This is a genomic window from Micromonospora haikouensis (assembly GCF_000876225.1).
Classification (GTDB): domain Bacteria; phylum Actinomycetota; class Actinomycetes; order Mycobacteriales; family Micromonosporaceae; genus Micromonospora; species Micromonospora haikouensis.
Genome location: NZ_JXSX01000001.1, coordinates 4,004,733 through 4,020,748 on the forward strand (window position 1 = coordinate 4,004,733; position 16,016 = coordinate 4,020,748).

The following is a 16,016-nucleotide window of genomic DNA, read 5'->3' on the forward strand; positions in this document are numbered from 1 at the left end:
GCGGGTCACCGCCCGCCGGGACGGCTACCGCCCGGTGGCAGCCGTCCCGGCGGGTGACGGGTCGGCCTCCGGGAGGCGGAACGGCACGGGGTCGGTGAGTTCACCGACGAACGCGCCGTCGACCCGGTCGAGGAAGCCGATGAGCGCCCACCCCCGGTCGCCGTCGGGGACCAGGCGGGGCGCGTACAGGTGCGGGTGCGGGACGGGGCGCGCGGCGGCCACGTCCCAGGGGCCGCGCACGCTCGGCGCGTCCGCCACCCAGATCCGGTGGTCGCGCAGGCGCGGGTCCGCGACGGCGTTGGTGCAGAACAGCAGGATGGGCCGGCTGTCGACGACGGCGACCTGCGGCACCTCGAGGTGACCGAACCCGGCGGGCGCGGACAGCGGCGGCCGGACGGTCCAGGTGACCAGGTCGGGCGAGGTGGCGTGCCCGATGACGCCCCGGCCGCCTGTGGGGCCCCGGTTGGCGCGGGCGGTGACGAGCATGTGCCAGCCGTCGCCGTCGGGGTCGGCGAAGACCCAGGGGTCGCGCCAGGCCTGCTCGTACCACGCGTCCCGGTCGAGCAGCTCGTACCAGGTCGGGTCGGCCTCCACGACGGGGCCGTCGCCGTGCCGGTGCCAGGTGGTCAGGTCGTCGGAGACGGCCAGGCCGACGCGTTGGACGAGGCCGCCCTCGGCGCGTCCGACGCCGGTGTAGTACAGGTGCCACCGCCCGTCGGGGCCGCGGAGGGTGCAGCCGGTCCAGGTGGCCAGGTCGTCCCAGGCGGGCGCGTCGGCGGGCACGAGCGCGTCGGGGAGCAGGGTCCAGGAGCGCAGGTCGGTGGAGACGGCGTGGCCGATCGACGCCCGGTGGTGGCGGCGCTCGGGGTCGTGCAGGGCCCGGGAGGCGCGCAGGAAGAACACGTGCCACCGGCCGTCGTCGTCCTGGACGTACCAGCTGTCCCACACCCAGTGGTCCGGCAATCGCAGCATGGCCGGCAACCTACCAGTGAATCGGTTTAGCAACTACCTTGGCCGGCGGTGGCGGCGCTCGCCGGCCTACGCCGGGGGCCGCCGGGGCGCCGGGACGTCGGCGGCCGGCGCGGCGACGGACCGGCGGCGACGCAGCGGCATGGGGACGTACGACGGCCCGGCCGCGCCCCCGTCGAGCACGAGCTCCACGGCGCGGCGACCCATCCGCTCGTGCGGCAGGGCGGCGGTGGTCAGGCCGGGGCGCAGCCAGGCGGCGATGGGATCGTCGTCGAACGAGACGACGGAGATGTCGTCGGGGATGGCCAGGCCGGCCTCGCCGAGCGCCTGGTACGCCCCGAACGCCAGCCGGTCGTTCATGCAGACGACCGCCGTCGGCCGGGGCGAGCGGGACAGCAGGGTGCGCATGGCGGCGTACCCGTGCTCCGGCAGCCACTCCGCGCAGAAGCACTCGGCGAGCAGGCCGACGTCGGCCGCGGCGAGGGCGGCGCGGATCCCGCGCAGGCGGGCCGGCGCGGCGATGGAGACCTCCGGATCACCCTCCTTGAGGCGGTTGCGGCCGATCAACGCGATGCGGTCGCGGTGGCCGTGTGCGAGCAGGGCCTCGGTGACGGCGACCGCCGCCTGCTCGTCGTCCGGCAGCACGCAGGGCAGCTCGTCCGGGCTGACGGCGTTGAGCAGCACCACCGGGCCGCCGAGGATGGCGGGGGGCACCGTGAGCCGGCGGGTGGCCATCGCCGCGTAGACGACGCCGTCGACCTGGCGGTCGAGCATCGCCTCGATGGCGTACCGCTCGAACGCCGCGTCGCCCTGGGTCTCGGTGATCAGCAGCACGTGGTCCCGTTCCCGGGCGGCGTCCAGCGCGCCCCGGATCAGGTCGCCGGCGAACCGGGTGGTGGCGACGATGTCGGAGACGAACGCGATGGTGGCCGTCTTGCGGGTGCGCAGGCTGCGCGCGGCCATGTTGGGCCGGTACCCGAGCTCCTCGGCGGCGGCGAAGACGCGTTGGTGGGCCTCGGCGGACAGCCGGGTCCCCTCCCGCCCGTTGAGCACCATCGAGGCGGCCGTCTTCGACAGTCCGGCCAGCCGCGCGACATCGGCCAGGGTTGCTCTGTTGCGGCCCATGACTCCTCCGAATCACCGCGACGCGTCCGGCGCCGCCACGTCACATCATCATGCGCGGGTCACGAGGGCCACCCCGGCGGGTGGGTGACGGGCCGCGGGACATGTGAACCGGCCGTTTCCGAGTCGTTGCGAACTCGTCCTTGACAGGTTCGGAGCACCGCGCGCATGCTCTGCTAAATCATTTTAGCTACGCCGTTTGGTCGTGCGGAAGGGCACCTCGACCCTCCCCGTGATCATGTCGACCGGCTCGGTCGCGACCCGCAGGGCGGGTCGCCCGGTCCCGGCACGACACGGTCGGGGCCGGTGCGCGCCGGCCCGCCGGGCGGCGTGACGCGGCGTGACATCAAGGAGTGGTTGACGTGCCGGATTTCTCGACCAGGTTCTCGCGGCGCGGCCTGGCACTGCTGGTGCCGGCCCTGGCCGCCGGCCTGGTGATGAGCGCGTGTAGCGCACCAGGGTCGGACCAGCCGTCGTCGACCGGGTCCGACGCACCCGTCAGCACCGAACTCGGCACCGGGCCGATCACCCTGGAGCTGTACGCGGAGACCGGCTTCCCGCTGGTCAAGGCGCTGGCCGACGAGTTCACCAAGCAGCACCCGAATGTGAAGTTCAACATCCGCGAGGACCAGTTCACGGTGATCACGGAGAACGCGCCCCGGGTGCTCGCCTCGGACAACGCGCCCGACATCATCCGCCTGCCCACCATGGTCGACCTGGTCAAGGACGACCTGCTGAAGAACCTCGACCCCTACGTCGCGGCCTACGGCTGGGACAAGTTCCCCGCCTCGCAGCTCGTCCAGCTCCGGCTGGCCGACGGCGGCAAGGTGCGCGGCTCGGGCTCGCTGTACGGGCTGGGCCTCGGCTACAGCGTGACCGGGGTGTTCTACAACAAGAAGCTGGCCCAGCAGGTCGGCATGACCGAGCCCCCGGCCACCGTCGCCGAGTTCGAGGAGCTGCTGGCCAAGGCCAAGGCCGCCGGCGTGCAGCCGATCGTGCAGTTCAACAAGAACACCGCGGGCATCAACTTCCCGCACCAGGCGTTGCAGAACCAGTTCGGCGACCCCGCCCAGATCGCGGACTGGATCTTCCAGAAGCCCGGCGCCACCTTCGACACCCCCGCCGCGCTGAAGGCCACCGAGACCATCCAGCGGTGGGCCAAGGCGGGCTACTTCACCAAGGACGCCAACGCCCTGGACTACGCCACCATGGTCGGCGACTTCTCCAAGGGCGGCGGCCTGTTCATGTTCAACGGTGACTGGGAGTCGGGCAACCTCGACAAGAACATGGCCGGCAACGCGGGCTTCTTCCTGTTCCCGACCGAGGCCGCCGGCGGCAAGCACGTGGCGATGTCCGCGCCGAACACCTTCGGCATCGGTGCCCGGGCCAAGAACCCGGACGCCGCCGCGTACTTCCTGAACTGGGCGCACACCGACGCCAAGGCCCGGGAGATCTCCGTGAAGGTCGGCGGCTCCAGCCCCGGCGGCCCCGCCGACCTGCCCCTGCCGCCCGTCGCCGAGGGCACCGTGCTGGCCGAGACGCTCAAGGCGTCGCAGCAGCTCGGCGCGGAGAACGGCGCGGTCGACTTCACCGCGAACGCCACCGGCGGCATCTTCGCCGCGGCGATCACCCCCGAGCTGCAGAAGCTGATCGCCGGGCAGCAGACCCCCGAGGGGTACGTGAAGGCGGTCCAGGCCGAGTACGAGAAGGAACTGTCCCGATGACCGCTGCCGTCGGCGGCACCGCCGCCGGTGTCCCGGCCGGCGGCGCGGACCGGCAGTCACCCGTGCGGCCCCGCCGGAGGCGGCGGGGCCGCACGGCCGGGTGGCTCGGCTGGCTGTGGGTCCTGCCGGCCCTGCTCATGTACGGGTTCTTCGTGCTGCGCCCGCTGCTGCTCACGATGCAGTACTCGCTGTACCGCTGGAACGGCATCGGCCAGGCCGAGTGGGTCGGGCTGACCAACTACCTGACCGTGTTCACCGACAGCGACCTGTTGAAGATCATCGGGAACGCGTTCGTCCTGATCGTCTTCTTCAGCTTCGTCCCGGTCGCCCTCGGGCTGCTGGTCGCCAGCCTCGTGCGCCGGATGAGCGGCGGCGCGTTCGGCACCGTGGTGCGTACCGTGCTGTTCCTGCCGCAGGTGATCCCCCTCGTCGCGGCCGGCATCGCGTGGAGCTGGCTGCTGTCCACCGACGGCCTGGTCAACCAGGTGCTGCGGGCGGTCGGCCTGGGCGGGGTCACCCGGGCCTGGCTCGGCGAGTTCGACACGGCGCTGCCCGCGGTGGGCGTGATCGGCACCTGGGTGATGCTCGGCCTGTGCACGATCCTGCTCGTCACCGGCATGAGCAAGATCGACCCGGCGCTGTACGAGGCGGCCCGCATCGACGGCGCCGGACCGGTGCGGGAGTTCTTCGCCGTCACCCTGCCGAGCCTGCGCCAGGAGGTCGGCGTCTGCCTGACCGTGACCATCATCGCCGCCCTGGCCAGCTTCGACATCGTCTACATCTCCACCAGCGGCGGCCCCGGCATCCAGACCACCGTGCCCGGGCTGGAGATCTACCGGCTCGCCTTCTCCCAGCGGCAGGTCGGGCTGGCCTCCGCGCTGGCGGTGGTGCTCATGGTGCTGGTGCTGGCCTGCGTGCTGCCGATCCAGCGGCTGACCCGGGAGGACAAGGCATGAACCTCACCAGCCGCAGCGAGCGACTGACCGGCCGGATCTTCCTGATCGCGCTGGTCGTCGTCACGCTGCTGCCGTTCTTGAGCATGCTGTCGGCGGCGTTGCAGCCGCGCGGCACCGTCCCCACCGGACTGGCCTGGCCGGCGGACCCGCAGTGGGGCAACTTCGCCGACGCGTTCACCGCCGCCAACATGGGCGCGCTGCTGCGCTCCAGCCTGCTGATCGTCGTCGGGGTCGTGCCGATCGGCGTGGTCATCGCCACGATGGCCGGCTTCGGGCTGGGACACCTGCGGGTGCCCGGCGGCCGGATCGCCTTCGGCCTGCTCCTGCTCGGCCTGACCCTGCCGTTCGAGGCCGTGGTCACCCCGCTGTACTACCAGATGCGCGACCTCGGCCTGCTCAACACCCGGTGGGCGATCATCCTGCCGCTGATCGGCCTGTACATGCCGTTCTCGGTGTTCTGGATGCGGGCGCACTTCGCCACCGTGCCCAAGGAACTCTCCGAGGCGGCGCGGGTCGACGGCAGCAACACCTGGCAGTTGTTCTGGCGCGTCCACGTGCCGCTGGCCCGGCCCGCCATCGCGTCGCTGACCATCCTGCTGTTCCTGTGGACCTGGAACCAGTTCCTGCTCGCCATCGTGCTCGTCGACGACGCCACGAAACGCACCATGGCCGGCGCGCTCGGGGCGTTCCAGGGGCAGTGGGGGACGGATCTGGTGCTGCTGTGCGCCGGCTCCCTGCTCATCCTCACCCCCACCCTCATCGTGTTCCTGATCTTCCAACGCCAGTTCATCAAGGCCCTCATCCAGGGATCGCTGAAGGGATAGCGCGTGACGACGCCTGCACCGGTCCACGGCGACGCCGACGAGGGCTTCGGCCCGGTCGTCGACGTCTTCCGGGACAACTTCACCGCGCGCGGCGACGTGGGCGCCGCGGTCGCCCTCTACGTGCGGGGCCGCAAGGTCGTCGACCTGTACGGCGGGCTCGCCGACCCGCGCTCCGGCCGCCCGTGGGCCGCCGACACCCCGGCGGTCGTCTTCTCCTGCACCAAGGGGATCCTGGCGGTCTGCGCGTACCTGCTGGTGCAGCAGGGCCGCCTCGACCTGGACGCCCCCGTCACCCGGTACTGGCCCGAGTTCGGCCAGCACGGCAAGGACGGGATCCCGGTGCGCTGGCTGTTCACCCACCAGGCCGGCCTGCCGGCCCTGGACCGGCCGCTGACCCGCGCGGACGTGGTCGCCTGGACGCCGGTGATCGAGGCGATCGAGGCGCAGCCGCCGCTCTGGCCGCCGGGCACCGCGCACAGCTACCACGCGATGACCTACGGCTGGCTGGTCGGCGAGGTGATCCGCCGGGTCACCGGGCAACTGCCCGGCGCGTTCTTCCGCGCCGCGCTCGCCGACCCGCTCGGCCTGCGTACCTGGATCGGCCTTCCCGACGCCGACCGTGCCGCGGTGGCCTGGATGCTGGCACCGCCGGCCGGCGCGGTGCCGGCCCCGGACCCGGTCGCCGAGCGGGGGCTGACCATGAACGGCGCCTATCCCTTCCCGGCCGACGACGAGGGCCTGGTCAGCTTCAACGACCCGGTCATCCAGGCTGCCGGGATCCCGGGGGCCGGCGCGGTCAGCACCGCCGAGGGCCTGGCCCGGCTCTACGCCGCCGCCGTGTCCGACGTCGGCAGCGGCCCACGCCTGCTCACCGCCGCGTCGGTCGACGACGCGACCACGCCCCGGGTCTGGGGCCAGCAGCGCTACGGGCCGCCGGACGGGGGGCAGCGCTGGGGGACCGGCTTCCTGCTGGACTCCCCGCCGGCCCGGCCGCTGCTGGGCGCACGCAGCTTCGGCCACGACGGCGCGGGCGGCCACGTGGCCTTCGGCGACGACGCCCACGAGGTGGGCTTCGCGTACGTGGTCAACCAGATGGGCGGGGTGGACGACGAGCGGGGCGACCGGCTGGTCGCCGCCGTGCGCCGGTGCCTGGAGGGCTGACCCTGCACCGGGTACGGCGATGCGGACGCCGTCCGGCCCGATCCGTCGCCCCCCCGCCGATCCCGTCGGGTGCCGGGCGGCGGGTCGGCCCGGACGGGGCGGCCGCGAGGTCCACAATGGCGCGATGAGCGTGGGGGAGGGTGGGCCGGCCGCCCTGGACTACCACCTGGTCCATCCGGGCCCGGCCGGCGGTGAGCCGCGCGGCCGGCCGGAGGGCGTGGTCGTCGAGGAGTTCGTGTTCGCGGCGGACCACTCGGCGGTGCGCCTGCACAGCGCCGCGTGGACCCCGCAGGACGGCGGCTGGTGGAGCTCGGCGGACTTCAGCCGGACCATGCGCCTCGACGCCGCCCTGCGCAGCCGGGTCGTCGCCGTGCCCCGCCGCGCGGCGGCGGCCACCTATCGCGAGCTCGGCGGCGGCGAGCTGCCCGACGAGGCGACGCTGCGTGGCCACTTCCACGACTCGACCCCGTTGGCCACGGCACCGCTGCCGCTGGCACCCGGCCGTAGCGCGGCCGGGTTCGCCGAGACCCGGGTCTACCGGGTCCTGTTCGCCGACGCGCTGGGGCCGGACGGCCTGGCGCACCTGCGCGCCACGTGGCGGATGACCGTCACGGGCGACGCGGCCGACCCCGCGGCCCGGGTGCTCGGCGTCGCCCGCCGGCGCGTCGGCGACGACGCGTTCACCTGGCACCTGCGCCGCATCGGCGCGGGCGGGCCGTGGTGCCTGGACCTGACCGCCGAGCTGGCCGGCGGGCGGGACGACACCGTCCGGCCGATGCTGCGGGAGCTGACCACCACGCTGCGGATGGCCGGGCTGCTGCCCGTCACCGTCGAACGCTTCTCCTGACCGCCCGGCGGGGGCGCGCCGGGCGGTCAGGAGGCCGGGAGGCGGCGGCTCAGGACGCCGGTGACGGGCTGACCGCCGCGCACGCGGCCAGCGCCTCGGTCGTCTTCGGGTCGCCGGAGTCGATGTCGGCGGGGTCGACGCCCCGGTTGCTCAGGCAGGTGCGGTAGGCGGCGCGGCGACCGTCGTCCTGCCCACCCCCCGGCGCGCCGGAGCCACCCGGCCGGGCGCCCGGGCCGCCACTGGGCCGCACCGAGGCGCACGCCTGCTGCGCCTTCTCCCACGTGGCCTCGTCGACGCCGTCGGGGCGTCCCATGCCCGGTCCGCCGCGTCTCGCGCCCGCCGAGGCGTCCGGTCGGGCCGAGGGACGCGCGCTGGGGAAGTCGGACGGCCGGGCCGTCGGGAAGCCGGACGGCCGCGCGCCGCCCGAGGGCAGGGTGACGCCGTTGTCCTGCAGGCAGTCCCGGTAGGCGGCGAAGGCGTTCTGGCCGCCCTGCCCGTTGTCGCCGGTCGGGGCCGCCGCGTCGTCCGTGCCGGCGCATGCGGTCGACAGCGCCAACGCGACGACGGTCAGCGCGGTCGCGAGCAGCCGGCCTCTTCCAGACAACGACATGGGAAACTCCTCAACCTTCTCCGGGGCCCGTCCAGGTAACCGGGCCCACCTCACCGGCCGCTCGGTCCCGGCTCGGAGTTGCCTCGGAGTCCGCGCCGCACCACGGCGACGGCTCGTCGGCGCGGCAACCCGCCGGGCCGGGGCGTTCCCAGGCAACTCCGAGCTGAGGCCGAGCCGGTGCCGAGCCGTGGTGGGCAGACTGGCCGCCCATGGGAGACGGCCTGAACCGACGGTGGCGCACCCGGCGTGCTCGTCGGGTCGTGGCGGGCGGCGCCGCCCTGCTCCTGCTCGTGGCCGGCGGCGCGTGGCTGCTGACCACGAGCGCCGATCCGACGCCCGCCCGCCCGGCTACCGTGGCCGTCGACCGGGGCCCCGTCGCCGTCGAGGTGGCCACCTCGGGCACCGTGGCGCCGGCGACCACCCGCGCCCTGGGCTTCTCCGTCGTCGGCACGGTGCAGACCATCTCGGTGCGGCCGGGCGACGTGGTGCGGGCGGGACAGCGGTTGGCCGCGGTCGCCGACGACGACGCCGCGACGGCCGCCGAGGCGGTGGACGAGGCCGAGGATGACCTGACCGAGGCGCGGGACGCGCTCGCCCGGGCCCGCGAGGACACGGCCGACGGGGCGGCGGACTGCCCGACCGGTGCCGGCGTACGACCGGTCGCCCTGCGCTCGGCCACCGCGACCGCGCCGACTCCCGGTGCCTCCGCCAGCTCCGCGACCGCCTCCCCGGCGCCGACGGCCACCAGGTCGACGCCCGCGCCGACGGCCACCGGCGGCCGGTCGGCCCGCCCGTCCGCGTCCGGCCCGACCGCGCCCGCCCCGGGCGGCACCTGCGCCGGCGGCGGCGCGGCCGGCGCCGCCGCCGACCCGATCCTGCAGGCCCAGCGCCGGGTCAACCAGGCCGAGGCGAGTCTCGCCGAGGCGCGGGAGACGCTGGCCGGCACCACGATCACCGCGCCGATCGCCGGCACCGTCCTGTCCGTCGCCGGGAAGGTGGGCAGCGAGGTCGGCCGGGGCAGCACCTTCATCACCCTCGCCGACACGTTCGCGATGCAGGTCGAGGCCAGGTTCCCCGAGGCCGACGCCGTGGCCCTGGCCGTCGGGCAGCAGGCGACGCTCACCCTCCCCGACCGACCCGACCGCACCTTCCCGGCGACCGTCGTCCAGGTCGACCCGGTCGGCGTCAGCGACGGCAGCCTGGTCCGCTACGGCGTCGTGCTCTCCTTCACCGAGGCGCCGCAGGACCTGCTCGTCGGGCAGAGCGCCGCGGTGACCGTCGAGACCGCGGCGGTGGCGGACGCGGTGCGGGTGCCGTCCACGGCCGTACGCGACGTCGCCGGCGGGACCGGCACCGTCCGCGTCGGCGTCGAGGGCACGCCGCGCACCGTCACCGTCGGGCTGCGGGGTGGCCGGTTCACCGAGGTGACCTCCGGCCTCACCACCGGTGAGCTGGTGCTCCGCTCCTGGTGACAGCGGGGACACAGCTTCCGCACAGGGCGCGTGGAGCAGCCTCCGGTAGGCAGTGGTGGTGCGAACCGACATTCTCCGGCCACCCACCGGACGGGCCGCCACGGCCGTCGACGGCGCCTGCGCCGCGCGGGTCCTCGTGGTCGACGACGAACCGAACATCTCCACGCTGCTCGCGGTCACCCTGGGGCTCGTCTCGTACGAGACCCGGGTGGCCGCCAGCGGCCGGGCGGCGCTGGCCCTGGTCGAGGAGTTCGACCCGCACCTCGTGGTCCTCGACGTGATGCTGCCCGACGTGGACGGCTTCGAGGTCGCCCGCCGGCTGCGCGCGGCCGGCCGGCCGGTGCCGGTGCTCTTCCTCACCGCGCGGGACACCGTCGAGGACCGGGTGACCGGGCTGGTCGTCGGCGCGGACGACTACGTGGCCAAGCCGTTCAGCCTCGAGGAGGTGGTGCTGCGCATCCGGGCCATCCTGCGGCGCAGCCACCCGGAGCAGCCCGTGGCCGCGCCGCCCGTGCCCCCGCCCCCGGCCGTCCTGCGCTACGCCGACCTGGAACTCGACGACGACGCGCACGAGGTGCGCCGGGCCGGTCGTCCGGTCGACCTGTCGCCGACGGAGTTCCGGCTGCTGCGCTACCTGCTCACCAACGCCGGCCGGGTGGTCAGCAAGGCGCAGATCCTCGACCGGGTCTGGAACTACGACTTCGGCGGGGACGGGCGCATCGTCGAGTCCTACGTCTACTACCTGCGTCGCAAGATCGACAAGCTTGGGCCGCCGCTGATCCACACCGTGCGCGGCGTGGGTTACACGCTGCGGCTGCCGCGCGGCGACGAGTGAGCCGGCGGCCGATCCGCCCCTGGGCGCACTGGACGCTGCGGTCCCGGCTGGTCCTCCTCGTCGGAATCCTCGCCACCCTGGCCCTGCTGGGGGCGAACGCCGCCGGGCTGGTGCTGCTGCGCGGATACCTGGTGCAGCGGGTCGACCAGCAGCTCACCGGGCTGGCCCGCCCCTTCACCGACGCCCCGCGCGCCGCCTCCGGGTTCCCGGCCGGGGGCGCGACCACCGGCGGGCCGCGCAACCCCGGCCGGTTCGCGCGCCTCGGGCCGGACCAACTGGTCGTCCACTACCGGGCCGACGGCACCCGGGACCCCGACCGCAGCAGCACGCCGTCGGCCGCCGCGCCCGATCCCGGCCCGCTGGCCGAGGTCGCGGCGCGGGCCCGGACCGGCCGCCCGTACACCGTGGCCGGCGACGGGGGCGCGTGGCGGCTGCTGGCGGTCCCGGTCGGCGACGGCGGGGAGGTCGTGGTGCTCGGCGCGTCCCTGGCCGAGGCGGAGCGGACCGTCGACCGGCTCGTGGTGATCGACGTCGCGGTGACCGGCAGCGTCCTGATCGTGCTGGGCCTGCTCGCCGCCTTCGTGGTCCGCCTCGGGCTGAGCCCGTTGACCAGGATGGAACGCGTCGTCGCGGGCATCACCGGCGGCGACCTGGCCCGCCGGCTGCACGACACCGACCCGCACACCGAGCCCGGCCGCCTCGGCGCGGCGGTTAACCTCATGCTGGACCGGATCGGCACGGAGATGACCGCCCGCGCCGCGGCCGACCGCCGGCTGCGCCAGTTCGTCGCCGACGCCTCGCACGAGCTGCGCACCCCGCTGACCTCGATCCGGGGCTTCGCCGAGCTGTACCGCCGGGGCGGCGCCCCGCCCGGACCGGCCCTGGACGAGGCGATGGGCCGGATCGAGGCCGAGGCCGCCCGGATGGGGGTGCTCGTCGAGGACCTGCTGCTGCTCGCCCGGCTGGACCGGCACCGCGCCCCGGTGCTGCGCCCGGTCGACGTGCTGGAGGTCGCCGCCGACACCATCCGCGACGCGCACGCCCGGGCCCCGGGACGGCGGGTCCGGCTGACCACGCTCACCGAGGACGACGAGACGTTCGAGCCGCCGACCGTGCTCGGCGACGAGCACCGGCTGCGCCAGGTCGCGGCGAACCTGGTCGGCAACGCCATGCAGCACACCGGGCCGGGGGCGCGGGTGACCGTCCGCATCGGCCGGCTGCCCGCCGCCGTGGCCGGCCCGCCGCCCGCGCCGGCCCGGGGCGGCGTGGTGGTCCGGTCCGGGCCGGCGCCCGCACCGCCCACCGGCGGTCTGGCCGTGCTGGAGGTGCACGACGATGGCCCGGGCATCCCCGCCGAGCACGCCACCCGGGTCTTCGAGCGGCTCTACCGGGCCGATGCGAGCCGGGGCCGGGGCGACGGCGGCGGCTCCGGGCTCGGCCTGTCCATCGCGGCGTCGATCGTGCACGCCCACGGCGGCTGGATCGAGCTGCACAGCGGCCCCGGGGCGGGCACCGCCTTCCGCGTACTGCTGCCCGTCGCCGGCTCCCCGGCGGAGGGCGACCGGCCGGCGCGGCCGGTCCCCGACGCGCCGCCGCCGACTCCGAGCCAGCTATGAGGTGACGTCGAAGATCCTCCGAGGCAGGGCCGCCAGGATCCCCTCCATGCGTGCACGCCTGCCGGCGGCCCTGCGCCGGCCCACCGTGGCGGTCAACGCCGTCCTGACCCTGATGCTGGTCGGCGGCGGCACCTGGGCCTGGCTGTCCGTGCGCGGCGACGCGTCGGCGCGGGCCGGGACGACCGGCGGCACCCGGACGGTCCAGGTCTCCCGGGGCACGGTGACCGCGACGGTCACGGCGGACGGCTCGCTGGAGAGCGCCGCCACCGCCACCGCCACCTTCGCCACGGCCGGGACGGTCACCTCGGTCGCGGTGACCGTCGGTCAGAAGGTACGCAAGGGGCAGCTGCTCGCCGAGGTCGACCCGGCCGACGCCCGACGCGACCTCAAGGTGGCCCGGGCGAACCTGGACGCCGCCGAGGACGCGCTGGACCGGGCGCGGGACGCCGGCTCCGACACCTCCACGGCGGAGAACGAGGTGACCCAGGCCGAGCTGGCCGTCGACGAGGCCGAGGCCGCGGTGGAGGGCACCCGGCTCACCGCGCCGATGGCCGGCACCGTGGTCGCCGTCAACGGCACCGTCGGCGGCCCGTCCGGCGGCTCGTCGGGTTCCGGCTCCTCGGGCTCGGGTTCGTCGGGTTCGTCGGGCTCCGGTTCGTCCGGGGCCGCCTCCGGCGGGTCGTCCGGCGGCACCTCGTCCGGCTTCGTCGACCTCGCCGACCTGTCGAAGCTCCAGGTCACCGCCGCGGTCGCCGAGGCCGACGCCACCCGGCTCAAGGCCGGTCAGCCGGCCACCGTCACCTGGAACGCCCTGGACGGGGCCACCGCCACCGGCGAGCTGCGGGCGATCGACCCGCAGGCCACCACCGCCAACGGCGTGGTCACCTACGGGGTCACCCTCGACGTGGCCGACCTGCCCGCCGGGGCCAGGCCGGGGCAGACCGTGCGGGTGGCCGTCGTGACCGGCACGGCCGAGAACGTGCTGCTGGTCAACTCGGCCGCGGTGACCGGCAGCGGCGACCGGCGGATCGTCACCGTGCTCACCGACACCGGCCAGGAGACCCGGCGGGTGCAGGTCGGCCTGGCCGGCGACCGGGCGTACGAGATCACCTCCGGGCTCACCGAGGGCGAGCGGGTCGTGCTGCCCGAGACCAGCACCTCCGGCACCAGCGGCGGCCTGACCGGCGGCGGGGGCCGCTTCCCCGGCGGCGGAGGCTTCCCCGGCGGCGGTTTCCCCGCCGGGGGACAGGGCGGCCCCCGGGCCGGCACCGGGACCCGCTGATGGAGCCCCGGACCACGCCGCGCCGTCCGGTCCTGGACGTCCGCGCGCTGACCAAGGTGTACGGCGAGGGCCCCGCCGCCGTACACGCGCTGCGCGGGGTGTCGTTGACGGTGGACGCCGGCGACTACGTGGCGATCATGGGATCCTCCGGGTCCGGCAAGTCCACCCTGATGAACATCATCGGCTGCCTCGACGCGCCCTCCGGCGGCAGCTACCTGCTCGACGGCGTCGACGTCGGTCGCCTGGCGGACCGCCAGCTCGCCCTCGTGCGCAACCGGCTCATCGGGTTCGTCTTCCAGGCGTTCAACCTCATCCCCCGCACCAGCGCGGTGGCCAACGTCGAGCTGCCGCTGGCGTACGCGGGCGTGCGGGCGGGGCAGCGGCGGCGGCGGGCGCTCGCCGCGCTGGACGCGGTGGGGCTGGCCGACCGCGCCGACCACCACCCCAATCAGCTCTCCGGCGGGCAGCAGCAACGCGTCGCGGTGGCCCGCGCGCTGGTCACCGAGCCCGCGCTGGTGCTCGCCGACGAGCCCACCGGCAACCTGGACAGCCGCTCCACCGAGGACATCCTGGCGGTGTTCGACCAGCTCAACGCCGCTGGCAGGACGATCGTGCTGATCACCCACGAGCCGGAGGTCGGCGACCGCGCCCGGCGGCTGATCCGGCTCCTCGACGGCCGGGTCCGCTCCGACGAGCGCCAGGACCGCACGGGCCGGCACGCGGCGGTGGCCGGCCGATGACCGTCACCGAGACGATCCGGTTCGCCCTGCGCGGCGTGGCCGCCAACAAGCTGCGCTCGGCGCTGACCATGCTGGGCATCCTCATCGGCGTCGCCGCGGTGATCCTGCTGGTGGCCGTCGGCAACGGGTCGGCGCAGGCCGTCACCAGCCGGATCGAGGCGCTGGGCACCAACACCCTCACCGTGACCGGCACCAACCGCGGCTCGGGGCCGGGCGGCCTGACCGTCGAGGTCGCCGACGCGCTCGCCGACCCGGTGCTCGCCCCCGGCGTCCGTTCGGTGTCCCCGCTGGCGACCACCTCCACCACGGTGACCTACGAGGGGGCCGAGCACGAGGTCGCCCAGTTCGTGGGCACCCGGCCGGGCTGGTTCGCCGCGTCCAACTCGCCGGTGGCCGCGGGGGCCGCGTTCACCGCCGACGACGAGGCGCAGGCCCGCCGGGTGGTCGTCATCGGGCAGACCGTCGCCGACGAGCTGTTCGCCGGCCTCGACCCGGTCGGCCGGCAGGTCACCGCCGGTGGGGCCCTGTTCACGGTGGTCGGGGTGCTCGCGCCGAAGTCCTCGACCGGCTTCCAGGACGCCAACGACACCGCCGTCGCGCCGCTGAGCGCCGTGCGGGAGGTGCTCACCGGGTACGGGCCGATCAGCTCGATCCTCGTCGAGGCGGCCGACCCGGGCGAGGTGGACGCCGTGCAGGCCCAGATCTCCACGGTGCTCGCCCAGCGGCTGCCCACCACCGGTTCGGCCAGCGCGCCGTACCGGATCCAGAACGCCGCGCAGCTGTTGCAGACCCAGACCGAGACGGCCGACACCTTCACCACCCTGCTCGGCGCGGTCGCCGCGATCAGCCTCCTGGTCGGCGGCATCGGGATCACCAACATCATGCTCGTGACCGTCACCGAACGGACGCGGGAGATCGGCATCCGCAAGGCGCTCGGTGCCCGTCGCCGGACGGTGCTGACCCAGTTCCTGATCGAGGCGACCCTGCTGAGCCTCCTCGGCGGGGCGCTCGGGGTGGCCGCCGCGCTGCTCGGCTCCCGGTTCACCATCGTCGGTGTCCGGCCCGTGATCGTGCCCAGCTCCGTCGCGCTGGCCCTCGGCGTCTCCATCGCGATCGGACTCTTCTTCGGCGGGCTGCCGGCGGCGCGGGCGGCCCGGCTGCGCCCCATCGACGCCCTGCGCTACGAGTAGGCCAGCGTGCCCGACAGGCAAGGATCAGACATGGACAACAGCGACACCGTCGTCTTCGCCCGGGTCGGCGGCGCCACGGCGCCGGGCGGGCCGGCGGAGCCGGACGACGACCGCGGCGCCGCGTCGCCGGCCGTGGCGGCGGAACCCGACGACGGCCTCACCGCCGCGCTGGCCGCCGCCGCCCCGCGCCGGTGGTGGAACCGGGGCACCCTGGTCCTGGGCGCGCTCGTGCTCGTCGTCGCCGGTTTCGGCGGCGGGGTGCAGGTGCAACAGCGGTGGGGCGAGCCGGCGGCGGGCGCCGCGGTCCCGTCCTGGCCGTTCCCGGCGGGTCTGGCCAACGGGGCGGCCGGCTCGGGACGCGGCCAGGGCCCCGGCGACCAGCCGAGCGCCGCCGCGACCGGCGCGACGGCGGGCACCACCACCGGCACGGTGACGCTGGTCGACGGCGACACCCTCTACGTCGAGACCGTCGACGGCACCGTGGTCACGGTCCGCACCACCGACGACACGGCCGTGCGGACCACCCGGGCCAGCAAGCTGACGGCGATCAAGCGCGGCCAGAAGGTGACCGTGCAGGGCGGCGCGCTGACGGACAACGCCATGACCGCCACCTCCGTCACCGCCGGCGGCTGAGCCGCGGCTCCTGCGGCCCGTGGCGGTCGACGCGC

The 16,016-nt window shown here is 75.2% G+C and carries 15 protein-coding genes; 12 read left to right on the forward strand and 3 right to left on the reverse strand.

Annotation, left to right across the window (positions count from 1 at the left end):
* Nucleotides 1–24: 24 nt before the first annotated feature.
* Both TK50_RS16275 and TK50_RS16280 read right to left on the reverse strand, forming a co-directional pair.
* The gene (locus TK50_RS16275; RefSeq protein ID WP_043963501.1) at nt 25–972 is read right to left on the reverse strand and encodes a glycoside hydrolase family 68 protein; all 948 of its coding nucleotides are present in this window, start codon (nt 970–972) and stop codon (nt 25–27) included.
* Between the two features lie 66 nt (nt 973–1,038).
* Entirely contained in the window at nt 1,039–2,094 is a 1,056-nt protein-coding gene (locus TK50_RS16280) for a LacI family DNA-binding transcriptional regulator (RefSeq protein WP_043963502.1), read from the reverse strand.
* Nucleotides 2,095–2,453: 359 nt separating this feature from the next.
* Here TK50_RS16280 and TK50_RS16285 point away from each other — a divergent pair, with 359 nt between their 5' ends.
* The 5 genes from TK50_RS16285 to TK50_RS16305 all read left to right on the forward strand — a co-directional run bounded on the left by TK50_RS16285 (nt 2,454) and on the right by TK50_RS16305 (nt 7,603).
* On the forward strand, nt 2,454–3,815 hold the full coding sequence (locus TK50_RS16285; RefSeq protein ID WP_043963503.1) for an ABC transporter substrate-binding protein: 1,362 nt from the start codon (nt 2,454–2,456) through the stop codon (nt 3,813–3,815).
* Nucleotides 3,812–4,771 (forward strand): carbohydrate ABC transporter permease, encoded by a 960-nt coding sequence (locus TK50_RS16290; RefSeq protein ID WP_043963504.1) that lies wholly within the window; start codon nt 3,812–3,814, stop codon nt 4,769–4,771. Before TK50_RS16285 ends, TK50_RS16290 begins: the two co-directional genes overlap by 4 nt.
* Nucleotides 4,768–5,595 carry a carbohydrate ABC transporter permease gene (locus TK50_RS16295; RefSeq protein WP_043963505.1) on the forward strand — a complete coding sequence of 276 codons (828 nt, stop codon included), beginning with the start codon at nt 4,768–4,770 and terminating at the stop codon, nt 5,593–5,595. The genes TK50_RS16290 and TK50_RS16295 overlap by 4 nt, the downstream gene beginning before the upstream one ends.
* 3 nt (nt 5,596–5,598) lie before the next feature.
* The gene (locus tag TK50_RS16300; RefSeq protein WP_043963506.1) at nt 5,599–6,756 is read left to right on the forward strand and encodes a serine hydrolase domain-containing protein; all 1,158 of its coding nucleotides are present in this window, start codon (nt 5,599–5,601) and stop codon (nt 6,754–6,756) included.
* A 124-nt stretch (nt 6,757–6,880) separates the two neighbouring features.
* On the forward strand, nt 6,881–7,603 hold the full coding sequence (locus tag TK50_RS16305; RefSeq protein ID WP_043963507.1) for a hypothetical protein: 723 nt from the start codon (nt 6,881–6,883) through the stop codon (nt 7,601–7,603).
* Nucleotides 7,604–7,652: 49 nt separating this feature from the next.
* Here the strand turns inward: TK50_RS16305 and TK50_RS16310 are convergent, their stop codons facing one another.
* Complete coding sequence (locus tag TK50_RS16310) at nt 7,653–8,213, reverse strand: hypothetical protein (protein ID WP_043963508.1); 561 nt, start codon at nt 8,211–8,213, stop codon at nt 7,653–7,655.
* 209 nt (nt 8,214–8,422) lie between these two features.
* On the opposite strand from TK50_RS16310, the gene TK50_RS16315 reads away from it, so the two are divergent.
* The 7 genes from TK50_RS16315 (at nt 8,423) to TK50_RS16345 (ending at nt 15,981) form a co-directional block, all read left to right on the forward strand.
* Nucleotides 8,423–9,685 (forward strand): efflux RND transporter periplasmic adaptor subunit, encoded by a 1,263-nt coding sequence (locus TK50_RS16315; RefSeq protein ID WP_043963509.1) that lies wholly within the window; start codon nt 8,423–8,425, stop codon nt 9,683–9,685.
* A gap of 70 nt (nt 9,686–9,755) precedes the next feature.
* Nucleotides 9,756–10,520 (forward strand): response regulator transcription factor, encoded by a 765-nt coding sequence (locus TK50_RS16320; protein ID WP_043964726.1) that lies wholly within the window; start codon nt 9,756–9,758, stop codon nt 10,518–10,520.
* Complete coding sequence (locus TK50_RS16325) at nt 10,517–12,136, forward strand: sensor histidine kinase (protein ID WP_229406268.1); 1,620 nt, start codon at nt 10,517–10,519, stop codon at nt 12,134–12,136. The genes TK50_RS16320 and TK50_RS16325 overlap by 4 nt, the downstream gene beginning before the upstream one ends.
* 46 nt (nt 12,137–12,182) lie before the next feature.
* On the forward strand, nt 12,183–13,418 hold the full coding sequence (locus tag TK50_RS16330; protein WP_043963510.1) for an efflux RND transporter periplasmic adaptor subunit: 1,236 nt from the start codon (nt 12,183–12,185) through the stop codon (nt 13,416–13,418).
* Complete coding sequence (locus TK50_RS16335) at nt 13,418–14,158, forward strand: ABC transporter ATP-binding protein (protein WP_043963511.1); 741 nt, start codon at nt 13,418–13,420, stop codon at nt 14,156–14,158. The genes TK50_RS16330 and TK50_RS16335 overlap by 1 nt, the downstream gene beginning before the upstream one ends.
* A complete protein-coding gene (locus TK50_RS16340) occupies nt 14,155–15,348 on the forward strand; it encodes an ABC transporter permease (RefSeq protein ID WP_043963512.1) in 1,194 nt (397 codons plus the stop codon). The genes TK50_RS16335 and TK50_RS16340 overlap by 4 nt, the downstream gene beginning before the upstream one ends.
* A gap of 30 nt (nt 15,349–15,378) precedes the next feature.
* Entirely contained in the window at nt 15,379–15,981 is a 603-nt protein-coding gene (locus tag TK50_RS16345) for a hypothetical protein (protein WP_144420259.1), read from the forward strand.
* Nucleotides 15,982–16,016: the final 35 nt, after the last annotated feature.